This is a genomic window from Bacillus sp. S10(2024), from assembly GCF_050473865.1.
GTDB lineage: Bacteria > Bacillota > Bacilli > Bacillales > Bacillaceae_G > Bacillus_A.
The window spans coordinates 4,674,234-4,694,846 of sequence record NZ_JBFLUR010000002.1 but is presented as its reverse complement, the minus strand read 5'-3'; the positions used below and the strand labels follow the sequence as shown (position 1 = coordinate 4,694,846).

At 38.3% G+C, this 20,613-nt stretch carries 19 protein-coding genes, 2 pseudogenes and 1 other annotated feature; of the genes and pseudogenes, 3 read left to right on the top strand and 18 right to left on the bottom strand.

All coding sequences use genetic code 11. The annotated features are described in order from the left end of the window. Positions 1-16: 16 nt before the first annotated feature. Positions 17-2,659, bottom strand: coding sequence for an alanine--tRNA ligase (alaS, locus tag AB1280_RS23855; protein WP_429757217.1), 2,643 nt, complete (start codon positions 2,657-2,659; stop codon positions 17-19). Positions 2,660-3,027: 368 nt separating this feature from the next. Then, entirely contained in the window at positions 3,028-4,104 is a 1,077-nt protein-coding gene (locus tag AB1280_RS23850) for an AI-2E family transporter (protein ID WP_429757402.1), read from the bottom strand. 195 nt (positions 4,105-4,299) lie between these two features. Between AB1280_RS23850 and AB1280_RS23845 the strand changes: the two genes are divergently transcribed. Then, positions 4,300-4,515, top strand: coding sequence for a hypothetical protein (locus AB1280_RS23845; protein ID WP_272186723.1), 216 nt, complete (start codon positions 4,300-4,302; stop codon positions 4,513-4,515). A gap of 101 nt (positions 4,516-4,616) precedes the next feature. On the opposite strand, the gene AB1280_RS23840 is transcribed toward AB1280_RS23845, so the two are convergent. From AB1280_RS23840 to cymR, 7 genes are all read right to left on the bottom strand, one after another. After that, positions 4,617-4,745: a YrzQ family protein gene (locus AB1280_RS23840; protein ID WP_272186722.1), complete on the bottom strand. Its 129-nt coding sequence runs from the start codon at positions 4,743-4,745 to the stop codon at positions 4,617-4,619. Between the two features lie 17 nt (positions 4,746-4,762). Next, positions 4,763-4,951: a hypothetical protein gene (locus AB1280_RS23835; protein ID WP_035434183.1), complete on the bottom strand. Its 189-nt coding sequence runs from the start codon at positions 4,949-4,951 to the stop codon at positions 4,763-4,765. 108 nt (positions 4,952-5,059) lie between these two features. Beyond that, positions 5,060-7,390, bottom strand: coding sequence for an SF1B family DNA helicase RecD2 (recD2, locus tag AB1280_RS23830; protein ID WP_429757216.1), 2,331 nt, complete (start codon positions 7,388-7,390; stop codon positions 5,060-5,062). Between the two features lie 18 nt (positions 7,391-7,408). Then, positions 7,409-8,065 (bottom strand): tetratricopeptide repeat protein, encoded by a 657-nt coding sequence (locus tag AB1280_RS23825; protein WP_272186720.1) that lies wholly within the window; start codon positions 8,063-8,065, stop codon positions 7,409-7,411. Positions 8,066-8,180: 115 nt separating this feature from the next. Then, positions 8,181-9,296: a tRNA 2-thiouridine(34) synthase MnmA gene (gene mnmA, locus AB1280_RS23820; protein ID WP_272186719.1), complete on the bottom strand. Its 1,116-nt coding sequence runs from the start codon at positions 9,294-9,296 to the stop codon at positions 8,181-8,183. Positions 9,297-9,312: 16 nt separating this feature from the next. Further along, positions 9,313-10,458 (bottom strand): cysteine desulfurase family protein, encoded by a 1,146-nt coding sequence (locus tag AB1280_RS23815; RefSeq protein ID WP_429757215.1) that lies wholly within the window; start codon positions 10,456-10,458, stop codon positions 9,313-9,315. Positions 10,459-10,493: 35 nt separating this feature from the next. Beyond that, on the bottom strand, positions 10,494-10,910 hold the full coding sequence (cymR, locus tag AB1280_RS23810) for a cysteine metabolism transcriptional regulator CymR (protein ID WP_272186717.1): 417 nt from the start codon (positions 10,908-10,910) through the stop codon (positions 10,494-10,496). A 216-nt stretch (positions 10,911-11,126) separates the two neighbouring features. Here cymR and AB1280_RS23805 point away from each other — a divergent pair, with 216 nt between their 5' ends. Beyond that, positions 11,127-12,413: a replication-associated recombination protein A gene (locus AB1280_RS23805; RefSeq protein ID WP_272186716.1), complete on the top strand. Its 1,287-nt coding sequence runs from the start codon at positions 11,127-11,129 to the stop codon at positions 12,411-12,413. A 37-nt stretch (positions 12,414-12,450) separates the two neighbouring features. Continuing rightward, positions 12,451-13,101: an RsfA family transcriptional regulator gene (locus AB1280_RS23800; protein ID WP_429757214.1), complete on the top strand. Its 651-nt coding sequence runs from the start codon at positions 12,451-12,453 to the stop codon at positions 13,099-13,101. Positions 13,102-13,180: 79 nt separating this feature from the next. On the opposite strand, the gene AB1280_RS23795 is transcribed toward AB1280_RS23800, so the two are convergent. The 9 genes and pseudogenes from AB1280_RS23795 to dtd form a co-directional block, all read right to left on the bottom strand. Beyond that, the gene (locus AB1280_RS23795; RefSeq protein ID WP_272186714.1) at positions 13,181-13,597 is read right to left on the bottom strand and encodes a hypothetical protein; all 417 of its coding nucleotides are present in this window, start codon (positions 13,595-13,597) and stop codon (positions 13,181-13,183) included. A 109-nt stretch (positions 13,598-13,706) separates the two neighbouring features. Then, a complete protein-coding gene (locus tag AB1280_RS23790; RefSeq protein WP_272186713.1) occupies positions 13,707-14,474 on the bottom strand; it encodes a tRNA threonylcarbamoyladenosine dehydratase in 768 nt (255 codons plus the stop codon). A gap of 159 nt (positions 14,475-14,633) precedes the next feature. Beyond that, positions 14,634-15,191, bottom strand: a pseudogene (locus AB1280_RS23785) (RNA-guided endonuclease InsQ/TnpB family protein); the annotation flags it as partial. A 4-nt stretch (positions 15,192-15,195) separates the two neighbouring features. Further along, positions 15,196-15,425 (bottom strand): annotated as a pseudogene (locus AB1280_RS23780) (recombinase family protein); the annotation flags it as partial. 331 nt (positions 15,426-15,756) lie between these two features. Beyond that, positions 15,757-17,532: an aspartate--tRNA ligase gene (gene aspS, locus AB1280_RS23775; RefSeq protein ID WP_272186712.1), complete on the bottom strand. Its 1,776-nt coding sequence runs from the start codon at positions 17,530-17,532 to the stop codon at positions 15,757-15,759. Between the two features lie 12 nt (positions 17,533-17,544). Next, positions 17,545-18,816, bottom strand: coding sequence for a histidine--tRNA ligase (gene hisS, locus AB1280_RS23770; protein WP_429757213.1), 1,272 nt, complete (start codon positions 18,814-18,816; stop codon positions 17,545-17,547). 67 nt (positions 18,817-18,883) lie between these two features. Continuing rightward, positions 18,884-19,113, bottom strand: a binding site (T-box leader). 68 nt (positions 19,114-19,181) lie between these two features. Continuing rightward, positions 19,182-19,358, bottom strand: coding sequence for a hypothetical protein (locus AB1280_RS23765; protein WP_020060835.1), 177 nt, complete (start codon positions 19,356-19,358; stop codon positions 19,182-19,184). A 132-nt stretch (positions 19,359-19,490) separates the two neighbouring features. Further along, on the bottom strand, positions 19,491-19,904 hold the full coding sequence (locus AB1280_RS23760; protein ID WP_429757212.1) for a hypothetical protein: 414 nt from the start codon (positions 19,902-19,904) through the stop codon (positions 19,491-19,493). A gap of 265 nt (positions 19,905-20,169) precedes the next feature. Beyond that, a complete protein-coding gene (gene dtd, locus AB1280_RS23755) occupies positions 20,170-20,610 on the bottom strand; it encodes a D-aminoacyl-tRNA deacylase (protein ID WP_272186708.1) in 441 nt (146 codons plus the stop codon). Positions 20,611-20,613 lie beyond the last annotated feature (3 nt).

Sequence of the window (20,613 nt, the reverse complement as noted above, 5' to 3'; positions counted from 1 at the left end):
GTACACTACTATCTCTTTATTTTGAAACAGATTTAACGTACTCTTCTACAAATGCAAGTGCATCTTCTACTTGTGCTGGATTTTTACCACCAGCTTGTGCCATATCGGGACGACCACCGCCGCCACCGCCGCAGCGAGATGCCACTTCTTTTACAAGTTTACCAGCATGGTATCCTTGCTCGATCAAATCTTTTGTTACACCAGCAAGAATGTTAACTTTATCATCACTAACAGCTGTAAGCACGATAACTGCAGATTGTAACTTATTCTTTAAATCATCCATCATTGTACGTAAATTATTCATATCTGCAACATTTACTTTCGTCGCAAGTACATTTACACCATCAATTGTACGCACTGCATCTGTTAAATTACCAGCTTCAATGTTGCTTAGTTTTGCTGCAAGAGATTCATTTTCTTTTTGCAGTTGTTTTACTTCAGCAAATAAGCCATCTACTCTAGTTAAAATGTCTTTCGGGTTTGTTTTCATTTTATTTGCTGCTTCTTTTAATAAACCTACTTGTTCATTCATTAGTTCATATGCCGATTTCCCTGTTACTGCCTCAATACGGCGCGTTCCTGCTCCGATACCAGATTCAGCAACAATTTTGAAAATACCAATAGATGCCGTATTATCTACGTGACAACCGCCGCAAAGCTCTAAACTATAATCGCCTACTTGTACAACACGTACTACATCCCCGTATTTTTCACCAAACAGTGCCATTGCACCCATCTCTTTTGCTTCTTCAATTGCTTTTTGAGAAATGTCTACTGTGATACTTTCCCAAATTTTCTCGTTTACAATACGCTCAATTTTTTCAAGTTCATCTGCTTGCACTTGACCAAAGTGAGAGAAATCAAAACGTAAACGCTCTGATGTGACAAGAGATCCCGCTTGGTTTACGTGTCCGCCAAGGATATCTTTTAATGCTTGATGCAGAAGGTGAGTTGCTGTATGGTTTTTCACGATTGCTGCACGGTTTTTCGTATCGATTAACGTTTTTACTGCTGCATCTTTCGTTAATGTTCCTTCTTCTACAACTACTTTGTGTAAATTTTGACCATTAGGCGCTTTTTGTACATCTTTTACAAGTACCTTTACGCCATCAGCAAGAAGATAACCACGGTCAGCAATTTGACCACCGCTCTCAGCATAGAATGGTGTTGCATCTAACATTAATTGTCCTTCTTCACCTGCTTGTAGGCTGTCTGTGAACTCACCATTCTTCACAAGTGCAACAACGTTACTTTCTGTTCCAACAGTATTGTAACCAACAAATTCGCTTGCTACTTTAATTTCACCAAGAACCCCGCCTTGTACTTGCATAGAATCAACATCTTGACGTGCTGCACGTGCACGCTCACGTTGTTTTTCCATCTCTGCTTCAAAACCTTCATGATCAACTGTCATGCCAGCTTCTTCTGCATATTCTTCTGTTAACTCAATTGGGAATCCGTATGTGTCATATAGACGGAATGCATCTTCACCAGAAATAACCGTTGATTTTGCCTCTTTTGCTTTACCGATTACTTCAGCTAAAATTGTTTCACCGTCATGAAGTGTTTCATGGAAACGTTCCTCTTCATTTTTCACAACGCGTGCAATGAAATCTTTCTTTTCTAGAACTTCTGGGTAGAAATCTTTCATTACTTCCCCAACTACTGGTACTAATTCGTACATAAATGGACGATTAATATTTAATTTCTTCGCATAACGTACAGCACGGCGTAATAAACGACGTAATACATAACCGCGGCCTTCGTTAGAAGGAAGCGCTCCGTCCCCAACAGCAAACGTTACTGTACGAATATGGTCAGCAATTACTTTAAATGCTGTGTCTTGTTCATTATTACCAGCACGATATTTTTCACCAGAAATTGCTTCTGTTGCGCCGATAATTGGCATAAATAAATCAGTGTCAAAGTTCGTTGGCACGTTTTGTACAACTGACGCCATACGCTCAAGACCCATCCCTGTATCAATATTTTTCTTTGGAAGCGGCGTATACGTACCGTCTGGGTTATGGTTAAATTGTGAGAATACAAGGTTCCATACTTCTAAATAACGCTCGTTTTCTCCGCCTGGATATAACTCTGGGTCACTAAAATCATTGCCATAAGCTTCTCCGCGGTCGTAGAAAATTTCTGTATTTGGTCCACTTGGGCCTTCACCGATATCCCAGAAGTTTTCTTCTAAACGAATAATGCGCTCTTTTGGCACGCCCATTTTTTCATGCCAAATCGTAAATGCTTCTTCGTCTTCTGGATGAATCGTAACAGATAGTAATTCCTTATCGAAACCAATCCATTTTTCGCTTGTTAAAAACTCCCAAGCCCATGTAATTGCTTCTTCTTTGAAGTAATCACCAATTGAGAAGTTCCCTAACATTTCAAAGAATGTATGGTGACGAGCTGTTTTTCCTACGTTTTCAATATCGTTTGTACGAATTGATTTTTGCGCATTTGTAATGCGTGGGTTTTGCGGAATTACGCGGCCATCAAAATATTTTTTTAATGTTGCAACACCACTGTTAATCCATAAAAGAGATGGATCTTCATGTGGAACTAATGATGCACTTGGTTCTACTGCATGTCCTTTTTCCTGGAAAAAATCTAAAAACATTTGACGAATTTGTGCGCCTGTTAAGTGTTTCATATGTATTTCCTCCTTCATTAAAATCAATTAGAAAACAAAAAACTCCCGTCCCCTATAGCAGGGACGAGAGTTGACTCGCGTTACCACCCTGATTATGAAATAAAAAGCGGATGTGTCTCACTTTTAGACACGACAGCTAGATTGCATATCGTATATCATATGCATATATTTCATCACCTCAAGTTGCCGTAACGTGGCAAGACGGCAGGGATTAGCTGCTCTCAGGAATAGCGTTCTGTTACCCTTCATCTGAAGCTTCTTACAGCCTAAGGAAGCCTCTCTCTGCAAAATGGACTGTAACATACTCGTTCCGTCATCAATTTATCATATACTATATGCACAAATTGTAGCGAATCCATTTCCATTTGTCAATGTTTCCAAAACGGCTTAGTATGTACAATAATCGTACGAAGAACTGCTAAAAGCGGCACGGATAATAAAAGCCCAATAATGCCGCCAACTTCTCCACCAACAAGCAATGCAAACATAATAACAACTGGGTGCATCCGCAGCGATCTTCCTACAATATACGGAGATAGTATATTACTCTCAACAAATTGCAAAATCGCAAGCGCGATGCCAGCCTTAATAACTAAATTCGTCGATACTGTTGCAGCAATCATTAATGTTGGAATCGCTCCTAAAATAGGGCCAAAATATGGGATAATATCAGTAACCCCAACAATAATTCCTAAAAGCAGTGGATATTTCATTCCAATAAACCAAAAAGCTAGTGCAGAAACCCCTCCTAAAATTAAACAAACAAATAATTGGCCGCGAATATAATTTCCAAGAGACTTATCAATTTCTTTTGCTAACTGTTGTCCATCCTTCCGCCACTTAGCCGGTATAAGCTTCCAAAAAATATGATAAAACTCTCCGTAGTCTTTTAATATATAAAATACGATAAATGGAATTAAGAAAATGATAAGAAGGGAATCAAGTATTCCTCTTGCTGTACCCATTACTTTATTTAACAGCGCTTGTATCTTCCCTTCAACCCCCGCAAACATTTGCTTCACTTTCTCATTCACGAACTCAGGAAAATTTTCAGTTTGCTCTCTTACTCCATCCGTCCACGATTCATACATATTTACAAATTGCGGGAATTGTTCGTTCATTTCTTGGAGCTGTGCAACAATAGCTGGTGTTCCTTTATACACAACATATCCAAGACCGCCAAAGAAAAGAATGTAAATGAGTAAAATAGCAAGTGTGCGCGGCACACCTTTTTCATGTAATTTTTCAATAAGCGGATGCAGCAAATAGGCAATAAAGCAAGCGATGAGAAATGGTGTAACAGCAACCTTGAGTACAAACAAAATTGGTGCCCATAGCGGCTTAATTTTCAAAAAGACAAGTAAACACAAAAAAATCAGCAATAATAAACCCAATCGATAAATCCAAATAATTTTAAGATTCTTCAACAGAAAAACCTCCTCTATTTCTTAGTTTGAAAAGAAATAAAGAAGGTTATGTGTAAAAAATAAAAAACATTGCCTCGTTGCAATATTTTTGTAGGGATTCTTACTGTTTTGTAGAAAAATACATATACTTATAACGATTACAATTTCATGCGATATTACGTATGAATAAGCAACAATATCCCAATTTGTTCCACAAAGTTAGGAGGGAATACAATGGTATGGTTAATGCTGGGTCTTTCCACACTTTGTATGCTATTAGAATGGGTATGTATTGGTTTTGGCATTTGGAAGGGATTCTTCATTCCCTCTTCAAATCAAGAACGTGCCAGGCATCTTTGGCACTATGGCATTTTAGGACTCGGTTGCTACGGACTTTCTCATCTCTTCTCCCAAATCGGACTGTTTTATCTCTATACAAGTACATATTGAACTACCCCCACCTACCGTTTCGCGCTTGAGGCGGGGGATGAATCGCTAGATATAATAAAAGCTCCCAAAAATTAGGGAGCCTTTCACATACATAATGTAATTTATAAGTAAGACTTCAGCATTTTACGTGCTTTTTTCATATTTCGTTTTGAAAATACATCTTGCTTACGTGCATATTGATATGCCGCTGCTCCTACACCTAATGCTATTAATGATGAGCGCAATTTCAAAGTTAACACTCTCCTTATTAACCGATTGTCCGTTCATTATCATCAAACAAATCATCTAACGAACTTAATGAACCGTCTTCTTCGACTTGATGTGTATGAATTTTCCCCTTTGAAATCGATAATTCAATAAAGCAGTTCCAACAATAATATTGATTCACACCGATTTTCCCAATATCTTTTCCTTTACAGTTTGGACAACTGAACATATGACGTTCATCTCCTTACAATCTCCCGTATTCTATTACGCCATTATGTCCAAACTGTATATGTTTATACATGAGAAGAACTGCATTACACTATATAATTTCACCTTGCTACATAAAATCATACGGTGAAATGTTTTCCACATCGAGACCTTCCTCAGTCATTACCTCAGTCACTTCGGTCTTTCCTTGCAGGCGATTGCATAATGTCGTTTGCCGGAGTGCATCATCAAGGCGATTTACACCAGATTGAAACGCTGATTCTTCCCCGCAAATAATTAAAAACTTTTTACTGCGTGTAATCCCTGTGTAAATTAAATTGCGGCGCAGCATACGATAATAACTTTTCACAACAGGCATGATTACAATTGGAAATTCGCTTCCTTGTGATTTATGGATTGAACAACAATACGCATGTGTAATTTGATTTAAATCTGCCTTTGTATAGGTCACTTCGATACCGTCAAAAGATACAACAACCATATCTTGTTGTTCCACGTTTTCTTTCGCATAAAACACCGACACAATCTCACCAATATCACCGTTAAACACTTGACTTTCCGGTTGATTGACAAGTTGAAGCACCTTATCTCCAGTCCTGTATACAACTTCGCCATATGCAATCTCTTTTCTTTTTTCTTTTTTCGGATTAAATACTTCTTGCAACGCTTCATTTAATGTATTAATACCTGCTGGCCCTTTGTACATCGGAGCTAGCACTTGTACATCACGCGCACTAAATCCTTTTGTTTTTGCGTTTTCACATACTTTTTTCACAACATCAACAATTTGCGTACCTGTGCAAGCAATAAACGAACGGTCTTGCTTGTTTTGCGTTACATCAGAAGGTAATGCACCTTTTTTAATCGCATGAGCAAGCTGAATAACAGATGAACCTTCTGCTTGTCTATAAATTTCCGTAAGCTTTACTGTCGGAATAACGCTGGATTCTAATAAATCTTTCAACACTTGTCCAGGACCAACGGATGGCAATTGATCTTCATCTCCAACGATGATGACTTGAATACTAGATGGCAATGACTTGAATAATTGATTCGCAAGCCAAATATCAACCATAGAAAATTCATCAATAATGAGTAATTTCCCTTTAACAGGATCGTGCTCATTACGTTGAAATGCCCCTTCCGGTGTCCATCCAAGCAGACGATGAATCGTACAAGCAGGCAATCCTGTTGATTCACTCATACGCTTTGCTGCTCTTCCGGTCGGTGCTGTTAATAAAATCGGGAACGGATTTTCATCACTATAATCCTTCGGGTCTAATGATAACCCATGAAGAGAAGCATACATTTCAACAATCCCTTTAATAACAGTCGTCTTTCCAGTACCAGGTCCACCTGTTAAAATCATCATTGGCTTATGAAGAGCTGTTTGAATACCCTCTTGCTGAAGCGGTGCGTATTGCACGCCGAACTGCTCTTCAATTTTCCCAAGCGTTAACAACAGCTCCGATTCAGGAAAGGAAGGAAGTTCTTCTTGGCCAAGTAAACGATTGATGGAGGCTACAACACCTTTTTCAGAATAGTACAAGGAGGCTAAATATACACGCTCATCTTCTATAATAATTTTCCCTTCTCCTTGCATCATTTCCGCACATTGCAAAACATCTTCTTCTGCAACAGCCGCTTCCTGGTTATTTAATAACTCCATCGTTTGCTGCACTAACTGTGCTCTATTCATATACACATGACCTTCTTGCAGCGAAACGTGCTCTAATGTATAAAAGCATCCTGCTCGTACACGATCGGCATGATTACCAGAGATGCCAAGCGCGCGGCCAATATCATCAGCTCGTCCAAACCCAATACCATCTACTTCTTCAATCAGTTGATACGGATTATTGCGGATGACTTCAAGTGTCATTTCTTTATACTGTTGGTAAATTTTAATAGAAAGCTTCGTTCCAAACCCATAACCATTTAGAAAGCTCATAACTTTTTCAAGACCTTGATGTTCAATAATCGTTTCGTATATTTCTTGTGCTTTTTGTTTATTTACAATCCCGTCCAAAGCTGCGGGATCATCCATAATTTTCGAAATCGCATGTTCACCAAGATGATCAACAATCTTTTCCGCTGTTCGTTTCCCGATTCCTTTAAATAAATCGCTCGCTAAATATTGCACCATTCCTGTTTTTGTTTGCGGTAATTCTTTTTTAAACGTTTCAATATGATATTGTTTCCCGTACTTTGGATGATCTTTAAAATGACCCGTTAGTGTAAACACTTCATCTTCATGCATTCGGGGAAAATGACCTGTTATCATGACCTTTTTTTCGTCATATGTTTCATTCGTTTCAATAATTTTCATACTGACAACGGAATAGAGGTTTTCTTCGTTGTGGAAAATGGTATGAAGAACTTGTGCTTTTATAAACTTTTGCTCTTCCTCAAACAAATCCATCGCATGTTGATTTCCCATTTTACCCCTCCTTCCATTTTATGCGTCTTGCTCTAATAAACGAATACCATTACCAGCTAAAAAGTGATCTGGCTGAATCGCTACAGCTTTCTTAAACATCGCAAGTGCCTTCTCACGATTTTCTTCAAACGCATATGCAACACCTAAGTTGTAATATGCATCCGCATGTTCTTCATCAAGTGCTACAACTTTTTCAAAATAAGGTTTTGCTTCTTTTACATGTTCTAGCCGTGCTAAGCATAATCCGCATTGGAAAATGGCTTCAACGTCATTTTCATCTAATTCAGTAGTACGTTGTAAAAATGGCAGCGCTAAACGGTCATTTCCAAGCTGCACATATGTAATGCCAAGCATAAACGACACATCTCCTGTCTGCAGTCCTGCTTGCATCGCCTTCTCAAACGCTTCTTTTGCCTCTGCAAAACGTTCTTGCTGATAATATATATTTCCTAATCCATAGTATGCTGTAGCAGATTCCTCATCTAATTCAATCGCACGTTTATAAAAGGCAATCGCGCGCTCGCTATCTCCTAATACATCTAGTAAATTTGCAAAGTTAATATAACCAAGTGCATCTTTTGGATTTTCCTCAATCGCCTCAGTAAAATTCTTTGCGGCTTCTTCCCAGTTTCCTTCTTGCATATATTGAATACCTATTTCCAGTTTATTTGACATGTATCCTTCACCTCTACAACAAATTATAACAAAGAATCTATTTTCCGAGCGAACGAAAATTCGCTTTTATCTAAAAAGAAACCTCTGACCAATACAAGGCAGAGGTTCTTCTTTCTTATCCTAAATAATCCAGTTTCTTACCATTACAGTATACGTCATCAATTGTCGCACCGCCCAAGCACTCATCTCCATCATAGAAAACAACTGCTTGTCCTGGCGTAATTGCGCGAATTGGTTCATCACAAAGAATGCGAATGGTATTCTCATCAACGATTTGAACCTTTACACCGTTATCTGCTTGACGATAGCGGAATTTCGCTGTACATGTAAATTCTTTTTCTTTCGGCTTATCGCTTACCCAACTTACATTTGTGGCAAATACTTCATCACCATATAACAGTTCATTATGGAATCCTTGTTCTACATATAAAATGTTTTCTTTCAAGTTCTTCCCAACAGCAAACCATGGATCACCATTGCCGCCAATACCAAGGCCATGACGTTGTCCAATTGTATAATACATTAACCCGTCATGTTTCCCTTTCACTTCACCAGATAATGTTTGCATCTGACCTGGCTGTGCTGGCAAGTAGTTGCTTAAAAAGTCTTTAAAGTTACGCTCGCCGATAAAGCAAATGCCTGTGCTATCTTTTTTCGCCGCTGTTGCTAAACCAGCTTCTTTCGCCATTTCACGAATTTGCGGCTTCTTTAACTCCCCAAGTGGGAACATTGTTTTTGATAATTGTTCTTGACCTAGTTGATTTAAGAAATATGTTTGGTCTTTATTATCATCAACGCCGCGCAGCATTTTATATTCCCCATCCATATACGCTACGCGCGCATAGTGTCCTGTCGCTACATAATCTGCACCAAGCGCCATCGCATGTTCTAAAAATGCTTTAAATTTAATTTCTTTATTACACATTACATCTGGGTTCGGTGTACGACCAGCGCGGTACTCATCTAAAAAGTACGTAAATACCTTATCCCAATATTGTTTTTCAAAATTGACTGCATAATATGGGATTCCAATTTGGTTACATACTTCAATGACATCGTTATAGTCTTCTGTCGCTGTACATACACCATTTTCGTCTGTATCATCCCAGTTTTTCATAAAGATTCCGATTACATCATAGCCTTGTTTCTTTAATAACATTGCTGCTACAGATGAATCGACGCCACCAGACATCCCGATGACAACGCGCGTTTCGTGAGGTAGTTTGTTCATCAGGTCACCTCCTATATTAATTTTGTGTTAATCGCTTCACGATCTTCACTGTTTCGTACGTTGCTTTTTCGACCTGTTCTTTCGTATTCCCAAGCCCGAAGCTAAAACGTACGGATGAACGTATTTTATCGGATTCTTTTCCGAACATCGCTACAAGCACATGTGACGGATCAATCGAGCCTGCTGTACAAGCAGATCCACTTGAAACTGCAACTCCCGCTAAATCTAAATTCATTAAAAATGACTCAATATGCATTCCTATAAAACTTACATTTAATACATGTGGTAAGCTATGCTCTAAGTTTCCGTTTACCTCGAAAGTAATGCCTTCGTCTTTAAAGACAGATATCATTATATCTTTAAATCCATTATATTGGGCAATTTTTTGCTCACGAGTTTGTTCTGCTAACAAAATAGCTTGCCAAAGTCCAACAATTCCCGGCACATTCTCTGTACCAGCACGGCGTTTTCGTTCTTGCTCTCCGCCTGTTAACAGCGGTTCAAACTTTACATGCTGCCCTGCATATAAAAAGCCCACACCCTTTGGACCGTTAATTTTATGTCCAGAAATTGACAAGAGATCAATACCAAGCTCGTTCACATCAATTGTTGTTAAACCGTATGCTTGTACTGCGTCTGTATGAAAATAAGCACTATGTTCTTTTAATAGAGCACCGATTTCTGCTATCGGCTGTACTGTACCAACTTCATTATTTCCAAACATAATAGACACAAGAATCGTTTGCTCTGTTAACGCTGCTTGCAAATCTGAAATGTGAATACGCCCTGTTTCATCAACAGGTAAATACGTCACTTCAAACCCTTCTCGTTCTAACACATTACACGTATGCAAAATCGCATGATGCTCAATTGTTGTCGTAATAATATGATTTCCTTTCTTACGATTCGCACGAGCTATACCAAGAAGGGCTAAATTATCAGCCTCTGTACCGCCGCTTGTAAAAATAATTTCATTTGGATTTGCATGAATACTGCGCGCGCACGCACGTCTTGCTTCATCTACTGCATGACGCCCTTGGCGCCCAAAGAAATGGATGCTTGACGGGTTACCAAATACTTCTGTCATATATGGAATCATCTTTTCGACTACTTCTGGGTGAGCCGGAGATGTCGCAGCGTGATCTAAATAAATGCGTTCCATCATATCTCCTTCTTTCCAAATCGTTACACACGGAATTAGATATAAAACATATAACCGCCGTTGTTTTCTTCTTCATAACGTACTAAATCTTCTAACGTTGTACTATCAAGAACTTCTTGCACCGCATCACGAACACGGACCCAAAGCTGACGCTGTGCTGGTTCTTCTTCATCCAACATTTCTACTACGCTAATCGGCCCTTCTAATACGCGGATTACATCACCTGCTGTAATATTAATTGGTTGATCTGATAATACATAACCACCATATGCACCGCGTGTACTTTTTACAAGACGAGCATTACGAAGCGGAGAAATTAATTGTTCTAAATAATGTTCAGATAAATCGTGCGCCTGTGCAATTGATTTTAATGAAATTGGGCCTTCCCCAAACTTTTTCGCAAGATCAATCATAATTGTTAAACCGTAACGGCCTTTTGTTGAAATTTTCATATATGTAGCACCTCTTTTCAAGTCTTTTGCTTCTACTTCTTCGTTATTCTTTTATTTTATAGGAAAAACACTCTCTGAAATCAAAATCCTTTGAAATTATAGCATAATATAGTATGATAAGGAATTTCAACTTTTCTAACAGAAATGATAACATATAAGTATACCAAATAACTCGGAATTTATTATATAAACAAGGCACTGAAGGAGAGAGAACATATGAAACAACCACTCGCACATCGAATGCGTCCGACCAATATCACAGAAGTTATCGGACAAGAACATTTAGTGGGCGAAGGCAAAATTTTATGGCGGATGGTACAAGCAAAACATCTACAATCAATGATTTTGTACGGGCCTCCCGGAACAGGAAAAACATCAATTGCAAGCGCCATTGCCGGCAGCATCGGTATGCCTTTTCGTCTATTAAATGCTGTTACTCATAATAAAAAAGATATGGAAATTGTTGTCCAAGAAGCAAAAATGCATCGCCATCTCATCTTAATTTTAGATGAAGTGCATCGATTAGATAAAGGAAAACAAGATTTCCTTCTTCCTCACTTAGAGAGCGGACTCATTACATTAATTGGGGCGACGACAAGCAATCCATTTCACGCAATTAATTCTGCTATTCGAAGCCGTTGTCAAATTTTCGAACTACAAGCTTTAACGGAAGAAAACCTTTTACAAGGATTAAAACGCGCTTTAACAGATCAGGAAAAAGGACTAGGAGAATATAACATAATCGTAACCGATGAAGCTCTGCGTCACTTCGCAAACGCATCTGGCGGTGATATGCGCTCTGCCTATAATGCACTTGAGCTCGCAGTCTTATCTAGCTTTACAACAAATGAAGAAACAGTAGAAATTTCACTTGAAATCGCTGAAGAATGTTTACAGAAGAAAAGTTTTGTACACGACAAAGGCGGCGACGCCCATTACGATGTATTATCAGCTTTCCAAAAATCAGTGCGCGGAAGTGATGTAAATGCCGCTCTTCATTATTTAGCCCGCCTTATTGAAGCTGGTGATATGCAAAGCATTGGCAGACGTTTACTAATTATGGCATACGAAGATGTTGGACTTGCGAACCCTCAGGCTGGGCCCCGTACACTTGCGGCCATCGAATCCGCAGAACGCGTCGGCTTTCCAGAAGCTCGCATTCCACTGGCAAATGCGGTCATCGAGCTATGCTTATCACCGAAATCAAATTCAGCATACAAAGCGCTCGATGCAGCGCTTCAGGACTTACGAAACGGACAAACAGGTGATGTTCCAGCTCATTTAAAAGATAGTCACTATAAAGGCGCCGAATCGCTCGGCAGAGGAATTGGTTACCTCTATCCACACGATTATCCTAGTGGATGGGTGCAGCAGCAGTACTTACCAGATAAAATTAAAAATAAGCAATACTATAAACCAAAAACGACTGGTAAATTTGAGCAAGCACTTGCTACTGTTTATGAAAGATTACAACATTCGTATAAAAGTGAATCAAAAGGGTAACATAAGCGAAAACGACATGAAATATGGGGGTTTCACAATGAAAATGCGTCAAGATGCATGGACTGGAGAAGATGATTTACTTCTAGCAGAAACCGTTTTACGTCACATTCGCGAAGGCAGTACGCAATTAAAAGCATTTGATGAAGTGGGCGATCAATTAAACAGAACTTCTGCCGCTTGTGGCTTTCGTTGGAACGCAGAAGTTCGGCAAGGCTATGAAGAAGCTGTGCAAATTGCGAGAAAGCAACGCAAAGAATTAAAGAGAGAACAAGCAGTGAAGCCGAAACCACAAGTATCACGATTAGAGCCGAAGAAAAAAGTTGTTATTGAGGGTGAGTTTTCGGAAGATGTTATTACAAATGAGTCGTCACTTACGATGCAAGATGTCATTTCATTTTTGCAAAATATAGAACAAAACAATCCACGTACAGAAAAGTTACAAACTGAAAACGACACATTACGTAGGCAGCTCGAAACGTTGCAAAAAACAAATCATCAATTAGAGAAAAAGCTTAAAACACTGCAGAAACAACAGCAATCTGTGCAGGAAGATTATGAAACACTCGTTAGAATTATGGACCGTGCACGCAAGCTCGTTCTACTAGATAACCCGCAAGAACAGATGGCACCAATTTTCAAAATGGATCAGAACGGAAACTTAGATATTGTTTACACAGCCGAAAATTAAAATAACAAAACGAGCACATAAAAAACGCATGGATAAAATTCATGCGTTTCATATTCTCTGTTTTACTTATTCTTCAATTTTATAAGCTTTTATATTTCTTTCCATCCGTATCTTGTATCACAATATTCTTATGTAACTTACTTACTCCAATTAAGATAACAGGATTTTCTTCATTCGATTTGCCCTTTTTGATATTCACAGTGACATATGTTGTATCACCTTTTTCCTGAAATTTTGTTACTTCAATTTCACTACCTTTATGCTTAGACCCAACTGCTAACACAATCATTTTTCTTCCTTCTGAAATTGTATAGGTAGAATAGCCTACGAGTGAAGGATTCTCCTGTGCACGTTTCGGAAAATAGTCAATCATTTCTGGCGCCTCATTATACCTTGATTTCTCTAATACCCAATAATCTTCATATGAATTACATGCGGAAAATGAAACGAAACAAAGCAACATAATAAAACTTAACAGAAGTTTCTTATTTCTCATTGTCTCCCTCCTTCATATAAAAATATGCACATCTAACTCTTAACATTTCTCTGAATATTTAACATAAAAAAACACACATGCTTCCATAAAGAAACATGTGTGCCTCATTTTAGTCTTGTCCGACACGTTTTACTTCAACATCCTTCAAACGTTCACGCACAACATGACTTGCCATAATTAAGCCGGCCACAGACGGAACGAATGCGTTAGAGGACGGTGGTAATTTCGCTTTGCGAATTTTTGCATTTTCATCTGGAACGATTTCTTTACGAATATCTTCACGAATCACAATTGGATTTTCATCAGAGAATACAACTTTCACACCTTTTTTAATACCTTCTTTACGAAGTTTCGTACGAATCACTTTCGCAATTGGATCTGTGTTCGTTTTAGAAATATCGGCAATACGGAAACGAGTTGGATCCATTTTATTTGCTGCACCCATACTTGAAATGATTTTAATTTTACGTCGCAAGCACTGTTTAATTAAATGAATTTTGAACGTAATTGTATCAGATGCATCCACTACGAAATCCAAACCATGTTTAAAGAACTCTTCGTATGTTTCATCTGTATAAAACATTTCTAATGCGATAACTTCGCAGTCTGGGTTAATATCAGCAATACGTTCTTTCATTAGTTCTACTTTTGAACGACCCACAGTAGAAAGTAACGCATGGATTTGACGGTTAACATTTGTAATATCAACAACGTCTTTATCAACTAATACAAGACGACCGACGCCAGAACGCGCTAATGCTTCTGCTGCAAACGAACCAACGCCGCCAATTCCTAGAATACCAACTGTACTATTTTTTAATATTTCAATACCTTCTTTTCCGAAGGCTAATTCATTACGTGAAAATTGATGTAACATGGGGTCTACACTGCTACTAAAAACATATGCAAATGTATACTCTTAGAGTTTTCCTGCTTCTACGAACCCCATTTCGCCACTATCTTGCTACTTTGGTTTATATGGCTCTCCACAGGCGTTAATTCCGATGTAGCCCACCGTACATATATACCCACTAGTTTAAGTTAGTATGGTATATTCTTTTGCTTGTAAAAGGTTGATGGATGCGTTTAAATCTCTATCTATTTCATTTCCACACTCGCATGTATATACTCTGTCAGACAGTTTTAAATCCACTTTCTTATGGCCACAACATGAGCATAACTTAGAAGAAGGATAGAATCTGCCTACTTGGCGTAATTCAATGCCATATTCTTTCCACTTTGCTAATAACCATGTTTGAAACGTATAAAAACATTGCTGTGCGACCGCTTTAGATAGATGCTTATTCTTCATCATCCCTTTTATATTCAAGTCCTCTATTGTGGTATACGTTGGTTTGGTTTTCACTAACTTATTCACAACAGACTTTACATACTCTAGTCTAATATTTACTAAACGAACATGTAGTTTTTGTACGCTAAGAATATTTTTGTCTATATTTGCTCTTTTGTTAGTAGCAGATTTTTCACCTCTCTTTTTTAGATTTTCATACTTTCGTGATAAAGAGCGCTGCTCACGTTTTAGTTTTCTTTCTAGCTTTCTTACTCTTCCAGTTTTGTTGATGTTTTCGTGAACTTCATTTGTTCCATTTTTTACGATTATAGTTTAATCCACTTCCATAGTCCTCAATTATTTCATCAACTATTATTCCTTTTGCATTAGCATATTGTCTAAGAAAGTCAACTTGACTTTTTAAATCATCTTTTTGATTAGAAGTTGAAAATCTTGTATAGATGTTCTTCTATCGTTATGTTTCTTGCGAATCCCTTTATACGAAAGATATTGTTCATAAGTATAATACCTTCTATTTACAAAATGGTCTACCATGTATTCTAGCGCTTTTCTGACTATTTGTATAGAAAAAGTATAATTACTCAGCTATACATTTCATTTTTCAACATATAGATTGCTGCCATGACAATACAAATGGCAATGCGCCTTGCTACCTCTCTTTGTTTTAAAACGTTGCCCGTGGCAGAAATAGGCCCTGACCGCTACCATATATGGCCAGTCCCTCTTGACCATTTAAAAAAGATACTTTTCTTCTTTTCTTCATAAAGTAACTGGGCCGTTACGAAAGAGTTATATACTCAAACAAAAAATCCTAGATGGAATTAGTATGTCCACCTAGGATTCATTTTTACTTCTCTTCTTTTACTTTTAATTGTAAGTAAAGCTCTTCAAGCTGTGCATCTGCAACTGGGCTTGGTGCTTCTGTTAATAAGCAGCTTGCGCTTGCTGTTTTCGGGAAGGCAATTGTATCACGAAGGTTCGTACGACCCGCAAGTAACATAACAAGGCGGTCTAAACCTAATGCAATTCCTCCGTGCGGCGGTGTACCGTATTCGAATGCTTCTAATAAGAATCCAAACTGCTCTTGCGCTTCTTCTTGTGAGAAACCTAGCGCTTTGAACATTTTTTCTTGTACATCACGCTCATAAATACGAAGTGATCCACCACCAAGCTCATAACCGTTTAATACAAGGTCATACGCTTGTGCACGCGCTTTTTCTGGTGCTGTTTCTAGTAGCTCAACATCTTCGCGGAATGGCATTGTGAATGGATGATGCGCTGCAAAATAACGATCAGCATCTTCATCATACTCAAGAAGCGGCCAATCTGTTACCCATAGGAAGTTAAACTTGCTTTCATCAATTAACTCAAGTTCTTTACCTAAACGTAAACGAAGTGCTCCTAAGCTATCCGCAACAACGCTCTTCTTATCAGCAACGAATAATAATAAGTCACCAGCAGCCCCATCTAACGTGCTCATAAGCGTATTTGCATCTTCTTCGTTAAAGAATTTTGCGATTGGTCCTTTTAAGCCGTCTTCTTCAACTTTTAACCAAGCTAAACCTTTTGCTCCGTATACTTTTACGAATTCTGTTAATGCATCGATATCCTTACGGGAATATTTGCTCGCTGCACCTTTGGCATTGATTGCTTTTACTTGTCCGCCGCTCTCTACAGCGCTTGTGAACACTTTAAATCCGCAGCCCGCTGCAAATTCTGATAGATCAATTAGTTCCATCGCAAAGCGTGTATCTGGCTTATCAGAACCGTAGCGAGACATTGCATCAGCATACGTCATGCGCGGGAATGGTGCATTAATTTCTACACCCTTTGCTTCTTTCATTACTTTTGTCATCATACGTTCCATCATTTCGAGAATTTCTTCTTGTGTTAAGAATGATGTCTCAATGTCGACTTGTGTGAATTCTGGCTGACGGTCTGCACGTAAATCTTCATCACGGAAACAACGCGCTACTTGATAATAGCGTTCAAATCCGCCGACCATAAGAAGCTGTTTAAATAACTGCGGAGATTGCGGCAGTGCATAAAACTCGCCTTCATGTACGCGGCTCGGTACTAAGTAATCACGAGCTCCTTCTGGTGTACTTTTCGTTAAAATTGGTGTTTCTACTTCTAAGAAATCTTCGCTATCTAAGAAATTACGAATTGTTTTTGTTACGTCGTGACGCATTTTAAATGTGTTGTACATAACAGGGCGACGTAAGTCTAAATAACGATATTTTAAGCGGACATCTTCTGATGCATCTGTATCATCTGTAATCATAATTGGTGTTGTTTTTGCTGCATTTAGTACGTTTACTTTCGTTACTTGTACTTCAATACGGCCTGTTGCCATATTTTCATTAATCGCACCAGCTGCGCGCTCAACAACTGTACCTTCTACGTGCAGTACGTATTCACCGCGAATTGTTTCTGCTACTTCTAACGCTTCCTTTGAAGTTTCTGGACTAAATACGACTTGTACAATACCTGTACGATCACGTAAGTCAATGAAAATTAATCCACCTAAATCACGGCGCTTTTGCACCCAACCTTTTAATTGAACCGTTTGTCCCACAGCTTCTACTGTTACTTTTCCGCATGCATGCGTTCTTTCAGCCATTTCTTTTTCCCCCTATAGTGACTTTTCTGCTACGTAAGAAGCAAATACATCTAATGCAACTTCTTCTTGTTCGCCTGTTGCCATATCTTTTAAGTTGATAATGCCTTTTTCTAATTCATCATCACCTAATACAGCTACAAATTTTGCACTTAGACGATCCGCTGATTTAAACTGTGCCTTCATTTTACGATCTAAGTAATCTTTCTCAACCGCTAATCCAGCCTTACGAAGGTCAAAGACAATTTTTGCAGCATGATCTTTCGCCTTTTCACCAAGCGCTACAACATAACAATCAATGTTATGAACAATTGGTAATTCAATATTCTCAGCTTTTAACGCCATAATTAAACGTTCAATACTCATCGCAAAACCAATACCAGGCATTTCTGGGCCACCGATTTCTTGTACAAGTCCGTTGTATCGGCCGCCGCCGCTTAATGTTGTAATCGCACCAAAACCTTCTGCTTCGCTCATAATTTCAAATACAGTGTGCTGATAATAGTCTAAGCCGCGCACAAGGTTTGGATCTTTCTCAAATGGAATACCCATCATTGTTAATAATTCTTGTACTTTTTCATAGTACGCACTTGACTCTTCGTTTAAGTATTCTGTAATCGATGGTGCCGTGCTCATCAATTCATGATTGCGATCTTTTTTACAATCCAAAATACGAAGTGGATTTTTCTCTAAACGAGATTGGCAATCTGAACAAAACTCACCAATACGAGGCTCAAAGTGTGCAATTAACGCATCGCGATGTGCTTTACGGCTCGCTGCATCACCTAAGCTATTTAACACAACTTTAATATTTTTTAGGCCCATGCCGCGGTAAAACTCAACAGCAAGCGCAATCACTTCTGCGTCAATTGCTGGGTCATTACTACCAATCGCTTCAATACCAAACTGAACAAATTGACGATAACGTCCAGCTTGTGGTCTTTCATAACGGAACATCTGTCCGATATAATATAATTTTGTCGGCTGCGTCGCATCACCGAACATTTTATTTTCTACATAAGAACGTACAACTGGAGCTGTTCCTTCTGGACGAAGTGTTAAACTACGCTCCCCGCGATCTTCGAATGTGTACATTTCTTTTTGTACGATATCTGTCGTATCTCCAACACCGCGTAAAAATAATTCTGTATGCTCAAAAATTGGTGTACGAATTTCTTTATAGTTGTAACGACGACAAATTTCACGTGCTTGCCCTTCAATATACTGCCATAATTCCACAGTACCAGGAAGGATATCTTGCGTTCCGCGCGGGATTTGAATAGACATATTCAGTTCCTCCTCATTTTCTCAATAGTAATAAAAATAAAAAAACTCCCGCCTCTACTGATTGTACAGTAGGGACGAGAGTATAATACCCGTGGTGCCACCCTAATTGAAGCACGTATGCTTCCACTTTTTTAATAACGCTTAAATTGCGTTCGACCTCTACTAAGCACTATGCTGTTCAAGACGAAACCTACAGAGTGTCATTCGATTAGTCATCATGCAGAAATGTTTTCAGCCTTAGACATTTCCTCTCTTTTCATGTGTCTCTTATCTACTCTTCTCTATCATCGGTTTATACCATATGTAACTGTAAAAAATGAATTTGTTTACTACTATACGATTATTCACAATTATTGTCAAGATTCTCAAGAACGTCCGAGGTGCTTCTTTAACGTTTTTACATCTTTTAAAGAAATCCCAAATTCAGAAGCAAGTTCTAGCGATGTATTTTGCTGTTCTTTTGAAATAAACTCATGAAAATTCACATTAAACAATTGGTTTGCTCCGTTAGTAGCAGAGTTTCCCTTTTCATTCATACGCATACTTATATCCCTCACATTCGGTAGTGGAATTCTAATGAATAGTGTTCCATATTGATGTAAGGGTTATACGTTGTTACTAAGAGGGATCATCTGATAAAGTTCTTTTCGCCTAACAATCACACTACACACATACTATAACTTACCTTCAATCGCATCATCTTTCCATATTTCTTCAATATGTTCTGTTAGCTCTAATAAAATTTCTTCTACTGATTCCTTTACTAAATCTCCCATAATTCTGCATCCAGGTATATTCTTAGAAACAGGTAAACCAAGCCACGTTCGTTCACATTTCCAAATTGTCACTATATATACACCAAGTAACTCATCTTCTTCCGATATTGCCATAACAACAGCAGAATTGTATCCAGGAGTAAAATGATTTTCTCCCTCTATCTCAAGTCCTACATCAAAATCTATATTTTTTTCTGCGAAAACGGGTTTATATTTTTTTAACAATAATGCAATAGGCTCTTTTAAAGATTGTTCTATCTCCTTAATCTGTGCTAATAAATTTGGCAAAAATTCCTTGTATGAATACTGCATAATATCGAGCACCTTCTATATAATTTAATCCATAACAATAATAACTGGAAATATCATTCCTTATTTTTACCTATAACTAGTCCTTTTTGGTTCTCATAATAGTATCCTGATCGTGATGCGCTATACAAACAGGGATAGATATATTATATTTTTTTACTATGTTCAAGAATGAAACAATCGTTCTAACAATCAACAGAAACGTTATGCATATGTTTTAAACAAATCAAAAAAGAGAGGAGAACACATCTCCTCTCTTCGACCATCATTATTTACTCTCTACAATCAATGTCACTGGACCATCATTAACAAGCTGAACGTCCATCATTGCTCCGAACTGCCCTGTTTCTACATGCAGTCCTTGTTTGCGAAGTTCTTCGTTAAAGAATTCATATAAGCGCTCTGCGTAGTCAGGTTTTGCTGCATCCATAAAGTTTGGCCTTCTTCCTTTTCGGCAATCTCCATATAACGTGAACTGAGAAATGGAAAGAACTTGTCCACCAACATCTAATACAGAATGGTTCATTTTTTCGTTTTCATCTTCAAAAATGCGTAAGTTTGCAATTTTTTCAGCGATATATGTTGCATCTTTTTCTGTATCTTCATGGGCGATTCCAACTAATAGTGTTAAGCCGAAAGGAATTTGCCCTACAACTTCACCTTTTACCGTTACAGATGCTTCTTTTGATCGTTGTAAGACAACTCTCATTTC